Annotated in this window: 16 protein-coding genes; 13 read left to right on the plus strand and 3 right to left on the minus strand. The window is 41.1% G+C overall.

What is annotated here, in order from left to right; genetic code table 11:
* The first annotated feature begins 79 nt into the window (after window positions 1-79).
* From H5154_RS18345 to H5154_RS18360, 4 genes are all read left to right on the plus strand, one after another.
* Window positions 80-1,000 carry a hydrogen peroxide-inducible genes activator gene (locus H5154_RS18345; protein ID WP_182719202.1) on the plus strand — a complete coding sequence of 307 codons (921 nt, stop codon included), beginning with the start codon at window positions 80-82 and terminating at the stop codon, window positions 998-1,000.
* A gap of 111 nt (window positions 1,001-1,111) precedes the next feature.
* The gene (locus H5154_RS18350) at window positions 1,112-1,654 is read left to right on the plus strand and encodes an RNA polymerase sigma factor (protein WP_182719203.1); all 543 of its coding nucleotides are present in this window, start codon (window positions 1,112-1,114) and stop codon (window positions 1,652-1,654) included.
* Complete coding sequence (locus tag H5154_RS18355) at window positions 1,647-2,237, plus strand: hypothetical protein (protein ID WP_182719204.1); 591 nt, start codon at window positions 1,647-1,649, stop codon at window positions 2,235-2,237. Before H5154_RS18350 ends, H5154_RS18355 begins: the two co-directional genes overlap by 8 nt.
* Window positions 2,238-2,248: 11 nt before the next feature.
* A complete protein-coding gene (locus H5154_RS18360) occupies window positions 2,249-3,160 on the plus strand; it encodes a hypothetical protein (RefSeq protein WP_182719205.1) in 912 nt (303 codons plus the stop codon).
* A gap of 63 nt (window positions 3,161-3,223) precedes the next feature.
* Here H5154_RS18360 and H5154_RS18365 read toward each other — a convergent pair whose 3' ends face one another.
* Complete coding sequence (locus tag H5154_RS18365; RefSeq protein ID WP_145238241.1) at window positions 3,224-3,448, minus strand: hypothetical protein; 225 nt, start codon at window positions 3,446-3,448, stop codon at window positions 3,224-3,226.
* 203 nt (window positions 3,449-3,651) lie between these two features.
* On the minus strand, window positions 3,652-6,177 hold the full coding sequence (locus H5154_RS18370) for an EAL domain-containing protein (protein ID WP_182719206.1): 2,526 nt from the start codon (window positions 6,175-6,177) through the stop codon (window positions 3,652-3,654).
* Window positions 6,178-6,345: 168 nt separating this feature from the next.
* On the opposite strand from H5154_RS18370, the gene queA reads away from it, so the two are divergent.
* The 8 genes from queA (at window position 6,346) to H5154_RS18410 (ending at window position 16,121) form a co-directional block, all read left to right on the plus strand.
* Window positions 6,346-7,377, plus strand: a complete 1,032-nt coding sequence (queA, locus tag H5154_RS18375) for a tRNA preQ1(34) S-adenosylmethionine ribosyltransferase-isomerase QueA (protein WP_182719211.1) — start codon at window positions 6,346-6,348, stop codon at window positions 7,375-7,377.
* Window positions 7,378-7,551: 174 nt separating this feature from the next.
* Window positions 7,552-8,679: a tRNA guanosine(34) transglycosylase Tgt gene (gene tgt, locus H5154_RS18380; RefSeq protein WP_145238250.1), complete on the plus strand. Its 1,128-nt coding sequence runs from the start codon at window positions 7,552-7,554 to the stop codon at window positions 8,677-8,679.
* Between the two features lie 25 nt (window positions 8,680-8,704).
* On the plus strand, window positions 8,705-9,043 hold the full coding sequence (gene yajC, locus H5154_RS18385; protein WP_016709184.1) for a preprotein translocase subunit YajC: 339 nt from the start codon (window positions 8,705-8,707) through the stop codon (window positions 9,041-9,043).
* 16 nt (window positions 9,044-9,059) lie between these two features.
* On the plus strand, window positions 9,060-10,919 hold the full coding sequence (gene secD / locus H5154_RS18390; protein ID WP_145238253.1) for a protein translocase subunit SecD: 1,860 nt from the start codon (window positions 9,060-9,062) through the stop codon (window positions 10,917-10,919).
* Window positions 10,920-10,928: 9 nt separating this feature from the next.
* Window positions 10,929-11,876 (plus strand): protein translocase subunit SecF, encoded by a 948-nt coding sequence (gene secF, locus H5154_RS18395; protein WP_182719207.1) that lies wholly within the window; start codon window positions 10,929-10,931, stop codon window positions 11,874-11,876.
* Window positions 11,877-12,812: 936 nt separating this feature from the next.
* Window positions 12,813-13,340 carry a hypothetical protein gene (locus tag H5154_RS18400; RefSeq protein WP_182719208.1) on the plus strand — a complete coding sequence of 176 codons (528 nt, stop codon included), beginning with the start codon at window positions 12,813-12,815 and terminating at the stop codon, window positions 13,338-13,340.
* An 84-nt stretch (window positions 13,341-13,424) separates the two neighbouring features.
* Window positions 13,425-15,212: a bifunctional diguanylate cyclase/phosphodiesterase gene (locus tag H5154_RS18405; protein WP_182719209.1), complete on the plus strand. Its 1,788-nt coding sequence runs from the start codon at window positions 13,425-13,427 to the stop codon at window positions 15,210-15,212.
* 81 nt (window positions 15,213-15,293) lie between these two features.
* A complete protein-coding gene (locus H5154_RS18410) occupies window positions 15,294-16,121 on the plus strand; it encodes an ABC transporter substrate-binding protein (protein WP_182719210.1) in 828 nt (275 codons plus the stop codon).
* A gap of 48 nt (window positions 16,122-16,169) precedes the next feature.
* Here the strand turns inward: H5154_RS18410 and suhB are convergent, their stop codons facing one another.
* Window positions 16,170-16,973, minus strand: coding sequence for an inositol-1-monophosphatase (gene suhB / locus H5154_RS18415; protein WP_145236520.1), 804 nt, complete (start codon window positions 16,971-16,973; stop codon window positions 16,170-16,172).
* Window positions 16,974-17,263: 290 nt separating this feature from the next.
* Here suhB and trmJ point away from each other — a divergent pair, with 290 nt between their 5' ends.
* On the plus strand, window positions 17,264-17,986 hold the full coding sequence (gene trmJ, locus H5154_RS18420) for a tRNA (cytosine(32)/uridine(32)-2'-O)-methyltransferase TrmJ (protein ID WP_145236524.1): 723 nt from the start codon (window positions 17,264-17,266) through the stop codon (window positions 17,984-17,986).
* Window positions 17,987-18,174: the final 188 nt, after the last annotated feature.

The following is an 18,174-nucleotide window of genomic DNA, read 5'->3' on the forward strand; positions in this document are numbered from 1 at the left end:
TAAGTATTACAGACTTTTAGCTTGAAAAGATCTCAACGCCCTTGGTGTTGGGGTCTTTTTATTTGTGGGTACAAAAAGTATGACGAACTTACCAAGTATTAAACAGCTGCAGTATTTATTGGCAGTTCATCAGCATCAACATTTTGGCCGCGCCGCAAGTGCGTGTTTTATTGGTCAATCAACACTCAGCAGTGCAATTCAAACCCTTGAAGAAACACTCGGTTGCCAACTCATAGAGCGTGAAAATCGTAGTTTGATGTTCACAGCCATCGGCGAAGAGGTAGTAGAGCGGGCACGCAAAATTATTGACGATACGCTAAGTGTTAGAGAGCTGACTAAAAGCCATTTAACACCGCTAAGCGGTACGCTCACCCTCGGAGTTATTCCAACGATTGCTAGTTTTATTGCGGCACCTCTCTACCACCTTTGTCAGCAACAGTTTGCCGATTTAGAGTTGGTACTGGTTGAAGACACCAGTGATAGCTTGTTAGATAAACTCGAGCATGGCCATATCGATATGGCGCTGTTGGCACTACCTTACGATACTGATAAATTTCATACTCAAGTACTCGCGCAAGATCACTTTTGCTTAGTACATCATAAAGACTATTTACCTGCTAAGAATATAGAAGATTTTAACTTGTTACCGGAAGCCAGCGTGTTCTTATTAGAGCGAGAACATTGTATGACAGGGCACGCATTAAGTGCTTGTCATTTAAATCGTTCAAGCTGTATCAATCCGTTTGAAGCGGCGAGCTTACACACCTTACTTAGCATGGTTGAGCACCAGTTCGGTGTGACTTTCTTACCGCAAATGGCGATTAACGCGGGTATTTTAGCGAACAAAAATATGCTTGCCACTCCTTCACAAAGTGACGCATACCGCGATATTGGCATTCTGTGGCGCAAAACAACCGGTCGTATTCGAGATTTTCGTTTATTTAGCCAAATGCTAGAAAGCTTTTTAAAGCAACAATGCCGTTTAATGACGGATGAATAGCTCATTTAGGTGAGCTTTTTTATTTATTTTCATTTATTTTTATCTTTTCCAAACTATCTGCTTCACTCTATCGACTAACCTCATAAGTAAAATAACTAAGCATCGAGAATCGTGTTTTTTCAATCAATAGAAACATTAATCGCCAAAGCACAACAAGGAAATAAGCGCGCCTGGCTTAAGCTGGTTAAGCAGCATGAAAGCCAAGTTTATAACTATTGTTTGCGGATGCTAAGTAACCCAGATGATGCCATGGACTTAATGCAAGAGGTGTTTATTTCGGTGTATAAAAGTCTGCCGAACTTTCGTGGTGAGTCGAGTTTTAATACTTGGGTATTTCAAATTGTGCATCGGCGTAGCGTTGAATACTACCGCCGTCGCAAGCATTATCAGAGCTTAGATGATGTGCCAGAACAGGCCTGTGAACACAGTGAATTAGAAGGCAATAGTGTAGCTCAGGCCCAGCATCAGCAATTAAAAAGTATGTTGAATAAGTTACCGTGGGAGCAGCGTTTAGTGGTGGAGTTGAAATTTTTCCAGCATTGCACCTTTGAAGAGATTGCTGAGCAATTAGATATTTCAACTAATACTGCTAAGTCGCGGTTATACAGTGCATTAGGAAAATTAAAAGTTCATTTGGAGGCCGTAGATGGCTAGTTTAGAGTCGCTTTTTGAGCAATGGTTAGATGGTAAAGTTTTGAGCGATAAACAATTGCAGCAGCTCGAAAATGCTCCCGAATATGCAGCGTTGATGAGCCAAGCGCAAGTATGGCAACAGCATAGCCGTGACTATAAGGCTGTACCTGTACCAATCTGGGATCGCCAATCAACAATATCGCAGTTCTCTGCTGTGCGTGTGTTTAGCGTCGCTGGAGCGTGGGCTGTTGCAGCATCAGTATTGGTTTGTTCGTTAATCTTTTTAGTTATACCGCAATCAGATACGCAGGGGTTACTTGCACAAGTAACGAAACAAACACATTTATTGCAGTCTCAACAAAAGCAAATTGACCAAATGCAAAAAATTATTACTGCGCAAAATCAATTGCAGCTACAGCAGATGTATCAATTAGCAAAAGAGGCCATTGCAACAGGACGAGTTGAACGCCAAGAAGATATTGCCAGTTTAATCACTTACATCAAAACCCAGCGAGCTCAAGATCAAGCGTATCTACGGATGCAATTAAATGATTTAGCCGAACAAGTACAAGAGCAGCCAACAGCCGCGATTGCGAAAAATTAGGAGTATAGAGCATGAATAAAAAACTTATCAGCAGCGCCATAATGGCCATACTTGGGTGTTTAAGTGCTAATGTATCTGCGCAAGCCCCAGCGGAGTTGGCATCAATACAGCGTGAAGTAGCAATAATGGAAAACATTTTAAGCAGCGCGTTAAAGCAAGATACCAATAAAAGGATCCGTGCGATTCAAGCCAACTATTTTGTTAAGCAGGGAGTGGTATTTGAGCTGGACGTAAGAGGCTCTAGCCGCTGGCAGACTATTTTTAGTAACGCACCTAATGCGCCGTTACCACCACTGCCTGAAATTGATTTTGCTAATATGGATATTGAAATTATCAGTGATCAAGTAGAGTTTATTACCGAAGATGTTGTTGAATCATCACGAGAAGCTTATCAACAAGCGATGGAGCTAATGCGTGAAGGCGCAGAACAAGTGCGCGAAATTGCAGAGCAAGAGCGTGATGTGGGCCGAAAGTTGCGAGATTTAGAGCGTGAAAAGCGCGATTTAGAGTTTGCCAGCCGCCATGATAATAGCGCCGAAGAGAAACAGCTTGAACAACGCAAAAAAGCGTTAGAAAAAGATATCGCGAAGCTGGAAAAACAACAAACTAGACTCACTAAACAGCAGCAACAGCTACGGCAAAATATCAATGCAAAGCATGCAGAGCGTGAGCAACAACAAGCCGCAGAGCAACAACAGTTACTGGAGCAAGTAAGCACAAGTATCAGTCTTACGTTATGTGATTACGGTAGTGGTTTACGTAGTCTGCCAAACGACGAGCATGTGAGTTTTGTTCTCAAAGGGCTCGGCGATAAAAATACGAGTTTAATAAAAGTATTTAATAAATCAGATATTAAAAAGTGTGTCGCCGGCGATATCAAAGCCAGCGAACTGACTAAAAAAGCTATTAGCTACCAATTTTAATTAGCCGAGCTGATATTAACTGAGCTCAATTAATAACTTATCCCTGACCAACAAGCAGCCGTATTATAAAGGCTGCTTTTCGTTATGCCCTTCATATTCAAACTGTTTATTGAATGGCGTAATATCTGGTAAAAATAACAAATAAACCCACACCACTAAGTTAAAGTAGGGGATCAAACCTAAGCAGGTAAAAGTTACAACCGGGTAACCTTTGATACTGGCATATCGATAGCATTGGTAAGTTATCCCTAAGTTTACCGCTAATAGTAACACTATTAATTGCATCATAATTCACTCCATAAATTGACAATGATACTAATAACAACATGTTAGTTTGTAAGTGACATGTTGCTATGATTTAACGATGTCATGTGAAATTTTGATTATCATCATAATCACAAGACATTTATCGCCCGATGAGCAAAGTATAGATGAGTTATCACAAGATGGAAGTAAAAAAATGCGTAGATTTGTATGAAAAGTTCGCTATTTTAGCTAGGTGGTTGTTCGTAAAAAGTTTTGTTTTGATAAATTTTTTGTAACTGATGTTTGATTTTTTCTACGGGCACCGGGCGTGAAATAAAGTAGCCTTGGCCATAATCAACACCTATTTCTTTTAGTGCTAAAAAGATCTCTTCATTTTCAACATATTCAGCAACTGAACGCTTATTGAGCGAGCGACTAATATCATTTATTGCTTTAACTAACGCCAAGTCGATTGGATCATTGAGCATATCGCGAACAAACGAACCGTCTATTTTTACATGTTGAGCTGGCAGCTGTTTAAGATAATTAAAGGTGCTAAAGCCAGTGCCAAAGTCATCAATTGAAAAATGACAGCCCAAGCGATTGAGCTTTTCGATCATCGCACGAGTGGCAGTTAAATTATTGATACTGGCGGACTCGGTGATCTCAAAAATAACCCGGGTAGGGCTGATATCGCACTTTTCAAGGGTCGATTCGATATGTGGCAATAGGCGTTCATCTAAAAACGATTGCGCAGATAGGTTTATCGCAACTTGATTTAGTTCAGGGTTAGCGGCAATGGCAGAAATTGCATTGCTGATCACACATTGATCCATTAAGTAAGTGTCGTTCAATAATTCAAGTGACGGAATAAATTGGTTTGGATAAACCAGTTCACCGTCGAGTTTTAAGCGTAACAGTGCTTCAAAATAAGCGACACCACCATGTTTAAAGTCCCAAATCGGCTGGTAATGTAATTCAATTTGGTTTTGTTGTAATGCTTGGCGAATGCTGTGTCCCCACTCTAATCCAGCTTGCAAGGTGTTATGGCTGGCATCTTCTTTAGAGTAACAATGAACCAAATTACGGCCTAAGCTTTTAGCAACGTACAAGGCAATATCAGCTTGTTTTAAGCATTCACTCGGATCATGGTTCGCTGCTGTTATTTGCGTTAAGCCAATTGAGCAGCTAATTGAATAAACTTGTTCTTCAGATTTAAACTGGTGACCTTCAATAGCCATACAAATACTTTCAGCTATCAAGTGTGCATCAAGCAGATTCATATTATTTAAGATCACCGCAAATTCATCACCACCAATGCGACACACTAAGTGTTCATCACTGATATTGGCGTTAAATAGTTGCGCAACTTCTTTAAGAACTATATCGCCTTGTTGATGACCTTTACTGTCATTAATTATTTTAAAATGATCGAGGTCAATATAAATTAAAGCGTGTTCTATGTCGCCATTAGTGCGTTGCGGCTGGCAAATTCGATTGAGTTGTTGATCAAAATAATAGCGGTTATGTAAGCCGGTTAAGGTGTCATGAAGCGCTAAATGGCGCAGCTGTAATTCAGCTTGTTTGCGCTCATGAATATTATCTATTGTGGCGGTGATCGTGGCAGCATTACTGCTGTTTTTGATTAGTTGTAAGCGGCACTCAACCCAAATAGCTTGACCATCTTTATGAATAATTTGCACTTCAACCTGCTGTTGCAAGGCACCGCCATGCAAAATACTGCTAATTGTTTGCAGTAGTTTATCTTTGCAATCATTGATACAAAAGTCAGAGAGTGCTTTGCTCAAGGTTTGTTTTATGCCAAACCCACTGAGTGCTTCCCACGCAGGGTTGATAAAACGAATGCGGCCTTGTTGATCAAATTCAAGCACCACAGTATTAAGATGTAATAGTATCCGCTGATGGGCTGAAAATAGCTCCTTATAGCGGCTTTGACTTTGACTTAGCTGTTCTACTTTTTGTGCAAACTCTGCATAACTGACCATAAAATCTTCACGGCGCGCAGCATGGTCGCATACTTTACTTAACAAGGTTTGTTCATACGGTGCACGAATAAAATCAGTAACCCCTGAAAGCAATAGTTGTTCAGCATGATCGGCATCTTTTGTATCAATAATAGTTACAATGGCTTGTTTTGGGTTGTGTTGTAAAATCTCTTCAACTAATTGACTGGCAGCTCCTGCGTGTGCTGCGGTTGCATCAAGTAACACAATGGCAAACTTTTGCTGCAAATAGATTGATAATGCTTGTTTATTACTAGAAACATGGGTGCAGGCAAAGTTTAGCTGTAGTTGTTGCGTTATTTCGGCGGCTTTACTACTGTCGGTTTCGAGCAGCAACAAATCTAAGCGACTGCTTTTTTCTAAATGCGTTGATAATACATTTGCCAGTACCTGTGGCAGCATATCTTGGCGTTCAAATGGTAATACCGCATCTATGCCATAACTGCGTGCTGTCGTTTCGGCTATTCGCTCACAATAGATAGGCGGAGTAAGCACAATTGGTGTGTTTTTTGGGGTTTTTAATAACCCTGAACGGATCATCCGAGAAAATCGCCAGCCATCGATTTTACCAACATTTAGACCGGTAATAATGACATCGACCGCTTGAGATTTAAGAATTTCGAGGGCTTGTTGGCTATCGGCCACTTCAAGGAAAGTAAATACATTGAGCCGATTTAAGGTTGACTTAACAGCCTGACGCTCAGCGACACTGGCGTTTAAGATCAGCAAAGTTAGCTGCTTAGCCATTTATGTCACACCTCTTATCAACCTAGCTCTAATCAAGTTGAGTAGAATAATGCCATTTGTCTCGAACCACAAGAGAACATTCCATTGTATTTTAATTAAAGCCGTTGGTTGAGCTAATAGCACGATACAGTTAAACTTGGCGCGACTTTTTTGATCTGGATATATCCTATGCGCGTGGCTGATTTTAGCTTTGACTTACCTGATGAATTAATTGCTCGTTTTCCTAAACAGGATCGAACCAGCAGTCGCTTATTAACCTTAGATGGCCCAAGTGGCGCTGTAGAACATAAAATATTTAGCGATATTCTTGATTTAGTAAATGAAAATGACTTGTTGGTATTTAATAATACCAAAGTGATCCCTGCTCGTATGTATGGCCAAAAAGCATCTGGCGGTAAACTTGAAGTGCTGGTAGAGCGCGTGCTTGATGAGCATCGCGTGCTGGCTCATGTACGCGCCAGTAAATCACCAAAACCAGGTACAGAACTTATTCTCGAAGGTAAAGCGCAGGCGACTATGGTGGGTCGTCATGGCGAATTGTTTGAACTAGAGTTTACAGGTGAGCAAAACGTTCTGGAAATTTTAAACGATATTGGTCATATGCCACTGCCGCCTTATATTGACCGTCCAGATACTGACGAAGACCGCAAACGCTATCAAACAGTCTACGGTGAAAAACCTGGCGCGGTTGCAGCGCCAACTGCCGGTCTACATTTTGACGATACGCTCATGGCTGCATTAAAAGCCAAGGGTGTAAACATGGCATTTGTTACCTTGCATGTTGGCGCTGGCACATTCCAGCCGGTGCGCGTAGACTCGGTTAATGATCATATAATGCACTCCGAATACATTGAAGTGCCTGATGATGTTGTTGCAGCAGTCGCTGCAACCAAAGCTAACGGCGGCAGAGTGATTGCGGTAGGCACAACTTCGGTACGTTCATTGGAATCAGCAGCTAAGATACATGGCGGCCAATTAGCCAGTTACTTTGGTGACACCGATATTTTTATTTACCCAGGTTATCAATTTAACGTAGTTGATGCCATGGTCACTAATTTTCACTTGTCAGAATCGACATTGATCATGTTGGTTAGTGCATTTGCTGGGCAAGATAATATTATGAGTGCATACCAAACTGCAATTGCACAAAAATACCGCTTTTTTAGCTACGGCGATGCGATGTTTTTAACCCGTAAATAGTTTTTTCTATAAAAGCACTTAAAGCCCAGCATTGCGTTGGGCTTTTTAGTTTTGATTTTTGCACTTTTAATTTCAGCTTTGAGCCCAATTAATAGTAATGGTTTTACAAAAAGGGTAGAATCGAGCGGTTAAATTATAGCTTGTTGGACTGTTTTTCTGACATTTGAGGATGATATGAAGTTTGAATTAGACCGTACAGACGGTAAAGCCCGCCGAGGCCGCTTGATTTTTGATAGAGGCGTAGTCGAAACGCCAGCATTTATGCCAGTAGGTACTTACGGTACTGTCAAAGGTATGACCCCAGATGAAGTCAAAGACACTGGTGCGCATATTTGCCTAGGTAACACCTTCCATTTAATGCTTCGCCCTGGTACTGAAATCATCAAGCAGCATGGTGGATTACATGGTTTTATGAATTGGGATAAACCAATTTTAACCGACTCAGGCGGTTTTCAAGTGTTTAGCTTAGGCGCAATGCGTAAAATTACCGAAGAAGGTGTATTGTTTAGCTCGCCTGTTAACGGTGAAAAAATTATGCTTTCACCAGAAAAAGCCATGCAAGTGCAGCGTGATTTAGGTTCAGACATCGTAATGATTTTTGACGAATGTACGCCTTATCCTGCCACCGAAAAAGAAGCTAAAGATTCAATGGAGTTATCACTTCGTTGGGCTAAGCGTTCAAAAGAAGGTCACGGTGACAATCCATCAGCTTTATTTGGTATTATCCAAGGTGGTATGTACCCGGAGTTGCGTGCTCAGTCACAACAAGGTCTTGAAGAAATTGGTTTTGATGGCTACGCACTCGGTGGTTTATCGGTCGGTGAGCCAAAAAATGAGATGATTAACATTCTTGATCACTGTGCTTATAAAATGCCAGAGAACAAACCCCGTTACCTTATGGGTGTAGGTAAACCTGAAGACTTAGTTGAAGCCGTTCGTCGCGGTATCGATATGTTTGACTGTGTAATGCCAACTCGTAATGCGCGTAATGGTCATTTATTTATAACCGGTGGCATTGTGAAAATTCGTAATGCTGTGCACAAAACAGATACCGGCCCACTTGATCCTGAGTGTGATTGCCATACTTGTAAGAATTATTCGCGCGCGTACCTACATCATCTTGATAAATGTAACGAAATTTTAGGTGCACGACTAAACACAATTCATAACTTACGTTACTATCAGCGCGTTATGGAAGGTTTACGTAATGCGATCGGTGACGGTAAGTTAGATGAATTCGTAAATGATTTTTATGCACGCCGCGGCCAAGAAGTGCCAGAGCTTGCAGATACCACAAATTAAATTTAAAAATTAAAGAGGAAGTGTTATGAGTTTATTTATTTCAAACGCCCACGCAAGTGCGGCAGGTGCAGCGCCAGCCGGTGGTGGTTATGAGATGTTGATCATGCTAGCTATCTTTGGCTTAGTATTTTACTTCTTGATTTACCGTCCACAAGCTAAGCGTGTAAAAGAGCATAAAGCGCTGATGAATGCGATGGCAAAAGGCGACGAAGTTCTTACTCAAGGTGGTTTAGTGGGTAAAATCGCTAAAATCTCTGAAGATAAAGATTTCATCGTTATTTCACTTAACGATCAAGCTGAAGTAACTGTACAAAAATCAGCAGTGTCAGCAGTATTGCCTAAAGGCACAATGAAGTCGCTATAATAATAAGGACGCCCACGTGTTAAACAAGTTTCCATTATGGAAGTATTTACTTGTTCTAGCTGTGATTGCGGTAGGTCTTTTATATGCCTCTCCTAATTTGTATGGTCGTGATCCGGCCATACAAATTTCAGGTACTAAAGGAACTGATGCAGATCTAGCTGTAGTAGACAAAGTAAATGCGACCCTCAAAGAGCACAATGTTACCGTAAAATCAGTTAAGTTCGAAAACGGTCAAGTGTTGATCCGCTTTAAAAATGTTGAAGAGCAGCTTAAAGCGCAAGATTTATTGCGTGATTCATTGAGCGACGATTACATCTCAGCCATTAACATGGCCCCGGCGCAACCTCATTGGTTAAAAGCCCTTGGCGGCAATCCAATGAAATTGGGCTTGGATTTAAGTGGCGGTGTTCACTTTACGATGGAAATTGACATGGTGACAGCGGTTGATAACGCGCTGGAACAAATGGATCAAGACTATAAAAGTGATTTACGTGAAGAAAAACTACGCTATCGCACGGTACGTCGTGTAGCTGGTACTGAACGTATTCGTGTGGAGATGCGCAGCGCAGAAGATAAAGATGCGGCAGAGCGTTTTTTACAGTCACGCTACCCATTACACAACTACATTGATGATAGCTCTAACGATAACGCGTTTTATGCCACCATCAGCGAGCAAAAACTCAAAGAAATTCGTGACTATGCTATCAAGCAAAACGAAACCATTATCCGTAACCGTATTAACCAAATCGGTGTTGCTGAGCCTAACGTACAACGTCAAGGTGCAGAGCGCATTATTGTGCAGTTACCTGGTGTGCAAGATACTGCGCGTGCGAAAGAGATTTTGGGTGCTACAGCAACGCTTGAGTTTCGTGAAGTAGACGAAAATGCCGATCCAACGGCAGCAGCGCAAGGGCGTATTCCGCCTGGTACTGAAATGATCATGAGCCGTGATGGCTACCCAGTGGTACTTAAAAAACGCATTATTCTCGAAGGTAGTCACATTACTGGTGCGCAATCGGGTGCCGATGAATACCAACGTCCGCAAGTAAGTATTAGCCTTGATAGCAAAGGCGGCGCGAAAATGAATGCTTTCACTAAGCGTGCTATTGGCAAGCGTATGGCGACGGTATTTATAGAGTATAAGCCCTCTGGTAAAACAGACGAAAACGGTAAAGCGCTACCACCAATTAAGGTGGAAGAAGTGATCAACGTGGCAACTATACAAGCGCGTCTTGATCGTTCGTTTCGCATCACAGGCATTGATAACCCTGCAGAAGCACATAACTTAAGTTTATTACTACGTGCGGGAGCACTTGTTGCGCCAATTCAAATTGTTGAAGAGCGCACGGTAGGGCCAAGCTTAGGTCAAGAAAATATCGAAGCAGGTATGACGGCGGTTGCTTTAGGCTTCCTGTTTGTACTGATCTTTATGTTAGTTTATTACAAAGGTTTTGGCTTAGTCGCTAATATTGCCTTAGCAGCTAACTTAGTATTGATTGTGGGTGTTATGTCGTTGATCCCAGGCGCTGCACTAACACTGCCAGGTATTGCTGGTATCGTACTAACGGTAGGTATGGCAGTTGATGCCAACGTACTAATATTTGAGCGTATTCGCGAAGAGCTGGCCGATGGACGTAGTCCGCAACAGGCTGTTCATCATGGCTATGATAGTGCTTTTAGTACGATTTTTGATGCCAATATTACCACCTTAATTGCTGCGATTATCCTGTTCGCAGTGGGTACAGGCCCAATTGCTGGTTTCGCAGTGACACTTGCGATAGGTATTATCACCTCAATGTTTACAGCCATTGTTGGTACCCGTGCGGTAATCAACTTATGTATTGGTGGTAAGCGCATTGATAAGCTGTCAATTTAAGGAGCAGATATGCAAATTTTAAAATTAGGCGGCAGAACTTTAGGGTTTATGTCGCTGCGCAAAGTTGCTATGAGCATCTCAACGCTACTTATTTTGGCATCGTTCGCATCGTTCTTCGTTAAAGGTTTAAACTTTGGCTTAGATTTTACGGGCGGTACAGCGGTAGAAGTCGGTTTTGCACAACCAGCAGACTTAAAGAAAGTACGTTCAGTGTTAGCTGAAAATGGTTTTGCAGATGCATCAGTACAATTATTTGGTTCAAGCCAAGAGATTTTGGTTCGCTTAGCACCGCGTGGTGATGATGTTAAAGCCGAAGTAATTGGTAACCAAGTAATTGATGCACTAAAAAAAGCCGATGATAGCGTAGTAATGCGTCGAATTGAGTTTGTTGGCCCAAGTGTAGGTGAAGACTTAAAAGAGCAGGGTGGCCTTGCCATGTTAACTGCGCTTATTTGTATCTTGATCTATGTGGCATTTCGCTTTGAGTGGCGTTTTGCGGTAGGCGCAGTGTCGGCACTTTTACACGATGTAATCATTACTTTAGGTTTGTTCTCATTATTAGGGTTAGAGTTCGACTTAACCATATTGGCGGCAATACTGGCGGTAATAGGTTACTCTCTTAATGATACTATCGTTGTATCTGACCGTATTCGTGAGAACTTCCGCAAAGTGCGTATCGACGATACTGTTGAGATAATTGATATTTCATTAACGCAAACACTTAACCGTACTCTAGTAACTTCAATTACCACTATTTTAGTATTAATCGCCTTGTTTGCTTGGGGTGGTCAAACTATTCATGGTTTTGCTACAGCGCTGTTATTTGGTGTGTTTATTGGTACTTATTCTTCGATTTATGTTGCTAGTGCCGTTGCGATTGCGATGGGCGTAAGTAAAGAAGACTTAATACCAGAAGTTATCGAAAAAGAAGGCGCAGATTTAGACGCTATGCCATAGGTATAAATCTAAGTTTACGTTTAAAAAACCGCTCATTGAGCGGTTTTTTGCTTTTAAGTGTTTGTGTCGCCTACGAGAGTATAGAGTTACTTTGGTGCTTAATAACTTGTAGGCGAGTGGCTTGCCACCGCGCTGTTAAAAATATTCTAATGTCTTCTCTTTGTGCAAAATATTTTTAGTTATTCATTCGCAAAGAGGTTAAGAGACGCGCGTCAGCAAGTTTAACGCCTACGGGAGTTTAAAGTTACTTTGGTGCTTAATAGCTTGTAGGCGAGTGGCTTGCCACCGCGCTATTAAAAATATTCTAATGTCTTCTCTTTGTGCAAAATATTTTTAGTTATTCATATTCGCAAAGAGGTTAAAAGACGCGCGTCAGCAAGCTTAATGCCTACGGGAGTTTAAAGTTACTTTGGTGCTTAATAACTTGTAGGCGAGTGGCTTGCCTACGCGAAAGGTTTTTCACAACTCTCTGTCTAACTGGTGAATTTAAAATTGCGCGATGTACCTTGGTCAAGTAATTCCGCCTACGGGTTTGCTGCGGTGTTTGAATTTACGTAGGCGCGGGTTTATGCCGCGTGACTTAAATGTCTTCTCTTTGTGAAAAATATTTTAAGTTTTTCATTCACAAAGAGGTAAAGGAAGGTAATAGGGTTGGGCTTAACCTTACTTTCTCTGTGTTGCGCGAAGCGCCTCGGTGTCCTCTGTGGTGCAAATTGTTTAAATGATTAATTCACCACAGAGGGCACAGAGCTCACAGAGGAAGAGATTAAAGAGATAAAGTTAAAGGTGCTAGGGTTTTGGAAGCCTGCGGGTTGGCTCGGTGTAAGGCTATATGTAAGCGGGGCTTTATCATGGCGAATTTTAATTATTGCTATTTATGAAATTAAATATTTCCTATAATAGTAATTATTGATTAAGTATTGATGTAACCAACTAATGTTAAAGCAACTTGTAGTCGCTAGTAGTCTAATTATTGTTAGCGGATGTGATGACAACGTTAAACCTAAGCAATCAAAGGCTGCTGTACAACCTTATCAATTAACAACACTTGAGCATTACCAGCATCAAGCTAACAACTTACTTCGCAGTATTAGAGTGCAAAAAGATGCGGCTAATTTAGAAACTCAATCTGCTGATTTAGTCGCGCTATCGCAGACTATCCTCAGTGACTTGATAGTTGATTATCCACAATGTGCTGAATACTTAAATGCGCTTATTGCTGTTGCTGATTTGCTCCCGTCATTGCCCCTAGAAGAAATTGAAAGTGGTTATCATAGCGATGGTAAGCTACCTAAGTTTGACGAGCCCATCTGTTATCACGGTAAGGATTTATTGGTTCATCCTGCGACTGTACAAGCGATTGCTCGTTCAGGATTTGTTGATCAACAAGCTTATGAATATGCGGAACTTGAGATTATTGAGGTAATTGCTCATTTTGATCAGGTTGAACAAGTATTAAAGTAAGTAGCTTAAACTCAATTGCCATAAAATTGTCATACCAGCTTGCTACTTTAACTGCCTCTTAATGAAGTAATGGGTTATTGATAAGTGAGTGCTCAGCTAAGTATATTAGACAATATATTGCGAAATAGTGAAATAACGACACTGTTTCAACCCATCTTTGATATCGCTGGGCAGCAAATATTAGGTTACGAAGCATTAAGTCGCGGTCCTAAAAATTGTGCATTAGAGATGCCAAATACGCTTTTTAGTGCTGCAATTGTGCACGATAAAATCTCAGAGCTTGAGTTGCTATGCCGTTCAAAAGCGATCGAAAATTTTGTAAGGTTAAAACTACAAGGCAAATTATTCTTAAATGTAAGCCCTAAAACCTTACTTGATCCCTGCCATCCGAAAGGCGAAACATTACACCTAATTAAGCAGTTTGGTTTGGCCGCTAATAGAGTGGTGATTGAAGTTACCGAACAAGAAAAGGTCGATGATGGCTTTTTATTGCTGAAAACAATTGCTCATTATCGCCAGCTCGGTTTTTCGATTGCCATCGATGATTTAGGTGCAGGCTACTCAGGATTAAAGCAATGGTCAGAATTATGTCCTGACTATGTGAAAATTGATCGTTATTTTATTGACCATTGTGATGAAAGCGTGGTTAAAAAAGAATTTTTAAAATCAATTATAGAGTTAGCGAAAGTTACCAAAACAGCCGTGATAGCAGAGGGCATAGAGCGGGTTGAAGAACTAAGTTTACTTGAAGGGCTAGGCATTGTGAATGCGCAAGGCTTTTTGCTGGAACGACCAAGTTTAAAGCCTAGTTTAGCGTTTGACTCAGCTCAATTACAGCAATTAAGTTTTACTCCACTTACCAATCAGTTTGAGCAATCAATGGCGATAGGTTGGCTAGCAATCGAACAAGCCTCCATCGACAGTCATACCCGTTGTAAAGATGCGCATAATATTTTTGAAAAAGATAAATCGATTATCAGTCTTGCGGTTGTAGACGAAAACTTACAGCCGATAGGCTTATTACACAAAGATCAACTGACAGAAGTATTTGCGGCTCCTTATGGCCATGCTTTATACGACAAACAACCGGTTACGGCACTAATGCATAAGCAACCCTTGGTAGTTGATGAAAATCAGCTACTTGATACTGTTAGTCAGCAAATTACCGAAAATGATTTTGATATTCGCCGTCATATTGTGATCACTCGCACTGAGCAGTACTTAGGGCTCGCGCCACTGCGGGATATTTTAAAACATATTACGGAAGAGAAAATTCGTCATGCTCAGCATGCTAATCCACTTACTATGCTGCCGGGGAATGTTGCAATTAACGAAGCAATTGAGCATAGATTAAGAGCCAAACACAGCTTTGCATTAGCCTATATTGATTTAAACCACTTTAAGCAGTTCAACGATTTATATGGTTACGCCAGTGGTGATAGCGTTATCAAATTATTGGCTGATGTCACCACCCAAGCTTGTAGTAATGTGCCCAGTTTTGTTGGTCATATTGGTGGCGATGATTTTATGGTGGTCTTTGATGGTGATGATGCGGCTACAGTATGTAACAACATAATAACTGAGTTTGAGCTGAAATCTCGTGCATTCTTTACGCCAGAGCATATTGCCAGTGGTGGTTATTGGGCAACTAATCGTGAAGGTGAAAAGCAATTTGTACCTTTACTTACTTTATCGATTGGCGTTGTTGAACCCGATCTAGAGCAGTGTACTAACAGCCATCAAATTGCTGCATTGGCAACAGATGCTAAAAAAGAAGCAAAACGTTATCGCCAAAGCTATCTATTTTTATGTAAACGACGTGGCCCTGCTTTGGCGGTTGTACGTTTAACTCCTGAGAAACAAGTCATATAAAATAACGTTAAGTAGGGCTGTTTTTCTTGAGTATTTATTGCTCAGCGTGTAGCTTTACTAAAACACTAGAAAATAATAATTATGACTAGGTATTTCTTTTCACTCATCTCGCTCTCGGTACTTATTGTTAGTACCGTATGCAGTGCTAAAACTGCAGCAAAAGAAACGGTCACAATCGCTCAAGAACCTCGAACATTATATAAACGAGATGCATACTTAAAAGAGTTACTGCAACGTGCGCTTGATGCTGCTAATTATTCAGCCCAGTTAGAATCTGTCGTGGTACATCCTCACCAACAGCGGGCGCTCATAGCCCTTGGCGATAATAGCGTTGACCTATATTGGAGTATGACCAGCCCAGAACGAGAAACCTTAGCAATACCGATAAAAGTGCCGTTATTTAAAGGTTATATTGGTAAGCGAGCCTTAGTAACTAGGCAGTCGTTTCTTAATCGCTTTGTTGATATCAAGAGCAAAGAGCAACTAAAAGGGTTTACTGCAATTCAAGGGCATGACTGGCCAGATACCAAAATATTGGCACATAATGATTTATCAGTACGGCCGTTTGCAAATTATCAAGCGATGTTTAATATCGTTTTGACCGGACGAGTTGATTACTTTCCTCGCTCCTTCATAGAAGTAAGCTCAGAGTTAAAAGAAGTTAATAAGCAAGCGCTGGTTATTGTTCCAAATTTATATATTAGCTACCCGAGTGCTTTTTATTACTTTGTGGCCAAACACAAGCCAGAACTGGCAAAAACGCTCAGCGATGGCTTAGCTATTATGCAAAAGAACGGTAGTTTTGATGAGCTATTTAACCAGTATTTTGGCGATGATTTAAAGGCCTTGCCATTTGATCCGCAGAACACTGTTGAGATCAAATTAGAGAACCCTTATTTTAATCATTAAAAAAGGAGCCTAGGCTCCTTTTAGTATCGATCTGAGTATAACTCGCTATTAGCGAAGTAACGCTTCAGTTAATACTGGGCGAATTTCACGGATCATCGCTTGTGTTAATTTCGGTGCGCCACAGATAATATTACCGCTGTGAGCGTAATTATTACCACCGGCAAAATCTACAACCATACCGCCAGCTTCTTTAACCATTAGTTCACCTGCAGCTGAGTTCCATGGTTTCAAACCAATTTCAAAGAAACCATCAACACGGCCAGCTGCCACGTATGCCATGTCTAGTGCAGAACAACCGGCACGGCGAATATCAGCAGTGTGAACAAACAATGCTTTGAATGCTTCAGTATACGCATCCATATGGTGTTTGTTTTTGAATGGGAAACCAGTGGCAAGAACAGTACCAGAAAGAACGGTAGTTTTACTTACACGAAGACGTTTGCTATTTAGCTGTGCGCCTTGACCACGAGAAGCGGTGAAAAGCTCGCCACGAATTGGATCGTAGATAACAGCTTGGTCTAGACGACCTTTAACTTTAAGTGCGATAGAAACCGCGTAATGAGGGATGCCTTTGATGAAGTTTGTAGTGCCATCAATAGGATCAACAATCCATTGGTAATCTGCATCTTTACCTACGTGCTCACCTAGCTCTTCACCAACAATAGAGTGAGTAGGGTAAGATTGTAAAATAGTGTCGCGAATTACGGCTTCGGCTTCTTTATCAATATTCGTTACTAAATCATTAGTGCCTTTTTGTTGCACTTCAACTTTTGATAAATCTTCGCCAGCGCGAAGTAAAATTTTGCCTGCGTTACGCGCAGCGCGAACCGCAATGTTTAACATTGGATGCATGGTATTACCTTTGGGTTGTAAAAGAACGTGTATATATTTCTATATATTTCAGCCGGCGTATTCTAGCGATTTTTGACACAAAGTAAACAATAAACCCCAAAAATTTTTGAGTGTTTTTTGTACTGGATTGAGTTGCAAGGTAAAAATTACAAGACAAAAGCCAGCATTGATCGTTGATACATAAAACTTCCCATATTTATTACCTAGAACCTAGAACCTAGAATCTTTGCTGCTTACAGCTTTTCTCTATGTTATAATTCGCGCAATTTTTTGGTATGAGTTAAACAGTAATGATCTTAGATGACATCCGCATTGTTTTAGTAAACACCTCGCATTCAGGTAACATCGGCTCAGCGGCGCGCGCGATGAAAACCATGGGCTTATCAAAACTGTATTTAGTTGATCCAGCGTGTGAAGTTGATAGCCACGCCAGCGCATTAGCGGCCGGTGCAACTGATGTGCTAGGTAATGCGGTAATCGTTGACACAGTTGCTGAAGCGATTGCAGGTTGTGCTCTAACTATTGGTACTAGCGCCCGTTCACGTACTTTATCGTGGCCGATGGTGGAACCACGTGAATGTGGTGAGAAGCTAGTTGCCGAAGCTGTTACTGGTCCTGTAGCATTAGTTTTTGGCCGCGAAAACAGTGGTTTAAGTAATGAAGAACTGCAACTGTGCAACTATCATGTGTGTATTCCGGCTAATCCTGAATATAGCTCGCTTAATTTAGCAATGGCTGTGCAGACCTTATGTTACGAAACGCGTATGGCGTTTTTAAATCAACAACCAAAAGCCACGCCAGTAGATGATGCTGTGTATCCAAGCTCAAAACAAACCGAGTTATTTTACGAACACTTAGAACAAACCTTACTGGAAACAGGCTTTATTATTAAGCAGCATCCGGGCATGGTAATGACTAAGCTACGTCGTTTATTTAACCGTGCACGCCCAGAAGACGCAGAGCTAAATATCTTGCGCGGTATTTTAACCTCAATAAATAAGTCTACTAAATAAGCGAAAGTTATAAGACTATTTGCCGCTAATACTTGACTAAATTACTCAGGTAATTACAATGAACACAGTACTTGACTAAAACAGTCGGGTATTGAAGTTAATTGAGGGGCTAGGAAGATATAGGCACTAGGAATAGCTTGACTAGAATCGAGCTATATAAACTTTGTAGAACCTAGAACCTAGAACCT

The organism is Pseudoalteromonas sp. SR44-5, from assembly GCF_014163675.1.
Classification (GTDB): domain Bacteria; phylum Pseudomonadota; class Gammaproteobacteria; order Enterobacterales; family Alteromonadaceae; genus Pseudoalteromonas; species Pseudoalteromonas rhizosphaerae.

What these genes read in the sequence shown, in the direction of transcription:
- H5154_RS18345 (WP_182719202.1), top strand. Translation starts at nt 80, where the DNA reads ATGACGAACTTACCAAGTATTAAACAGCTGCAGTATTTATTGGCAGTT.
- H5154_RS18355 (WP_182719204.1), top strand. Translation starts at nt 1,647, where the DNA reads ATGGCTAGTTTAGAGTCGCTTTTTGAGCAATGGTTAGATGGTAAAGTT.
- H5154_RS18360 (WP_182719205.1), top strand. Translation starts at nt 2,249, where the DNA reads ATGAATAAAAAACTTATCAGCAGCGCCATAATGGCCATACTTGGGTGT.
- H5154_RS18365 (WP_145238241.1), bottom strand. Translation starts at nt 3,448, where the DNA reads ATGATGCAATTAATAGTGTTACTATTAGCGGTAAACTTAGGGATAACT.
- H5154_RS18370 (WP_182719206.1), bottom strand. Translation starts at nt 6,177, where the DNA reads ATGGCTAAGCAGCTAACTTTGCTGATCTTAAACGCCAGTGTCGCTGAG.
- queA (WP_182719211.1), top strand. Translation starts at nt 6,346, where the DNA reads ATGCGCGTGGCTGATTTTAGCTTTGACTTACCTGATGAATTAATTGCT.
- tgt (WP_145238250.1), top strand. Translation starts at nt 7,552, where the DNA reads ATGAAGTTTGAATTAGACCGTACAGACGGTAAAGCCCGCCGAGGCCGC.
- yajC (WP_016709184.1), top strand. Translation starts at nt 8,705, where the DNA reads ATGAGTTTATTTATTTCAAACGCCCACGCAAGTGCGGCAGGTGCAGCG.
- secF (WP_182719207.1), top strand. Translation starts at nt 10,929, where the DNA reads ATGCAAATTTTAAAATTAGGCGGCAGAACTTTAGGGTTTATGTCGCTG.
- H5154_RS18400 (WP_182719208.1), top strand. Translation starts at nt 12,813, where the DNA reads ATGTTAAAGCAACTTGTAGTCGCTAGTAGTCTAATTATTGTTAGCGGA.
- H5154_RS18410 (WP_182719210.1), top strand. Translation starts at nt 15,294, where the DNA reads ATGACTAGGTATTTCTTTTCACTCATCTCGCTCTCGGTACTTATTGTT.
- suhB (WP_145236520.1), bottom strand. Translation starts at nt 16,973, where the DNA reads ATGCATCCAATGTTAAACATTGCGGTTCGCGCTGCGCGTAACGCAGGC.
- trmJ (WP_145236524.1), top strand. Translation starts at nt 17,264, where the DNA reads ATGATCTTAGATGACATCCGCATTGTTTTAGTAAACACCTCGCATTCA.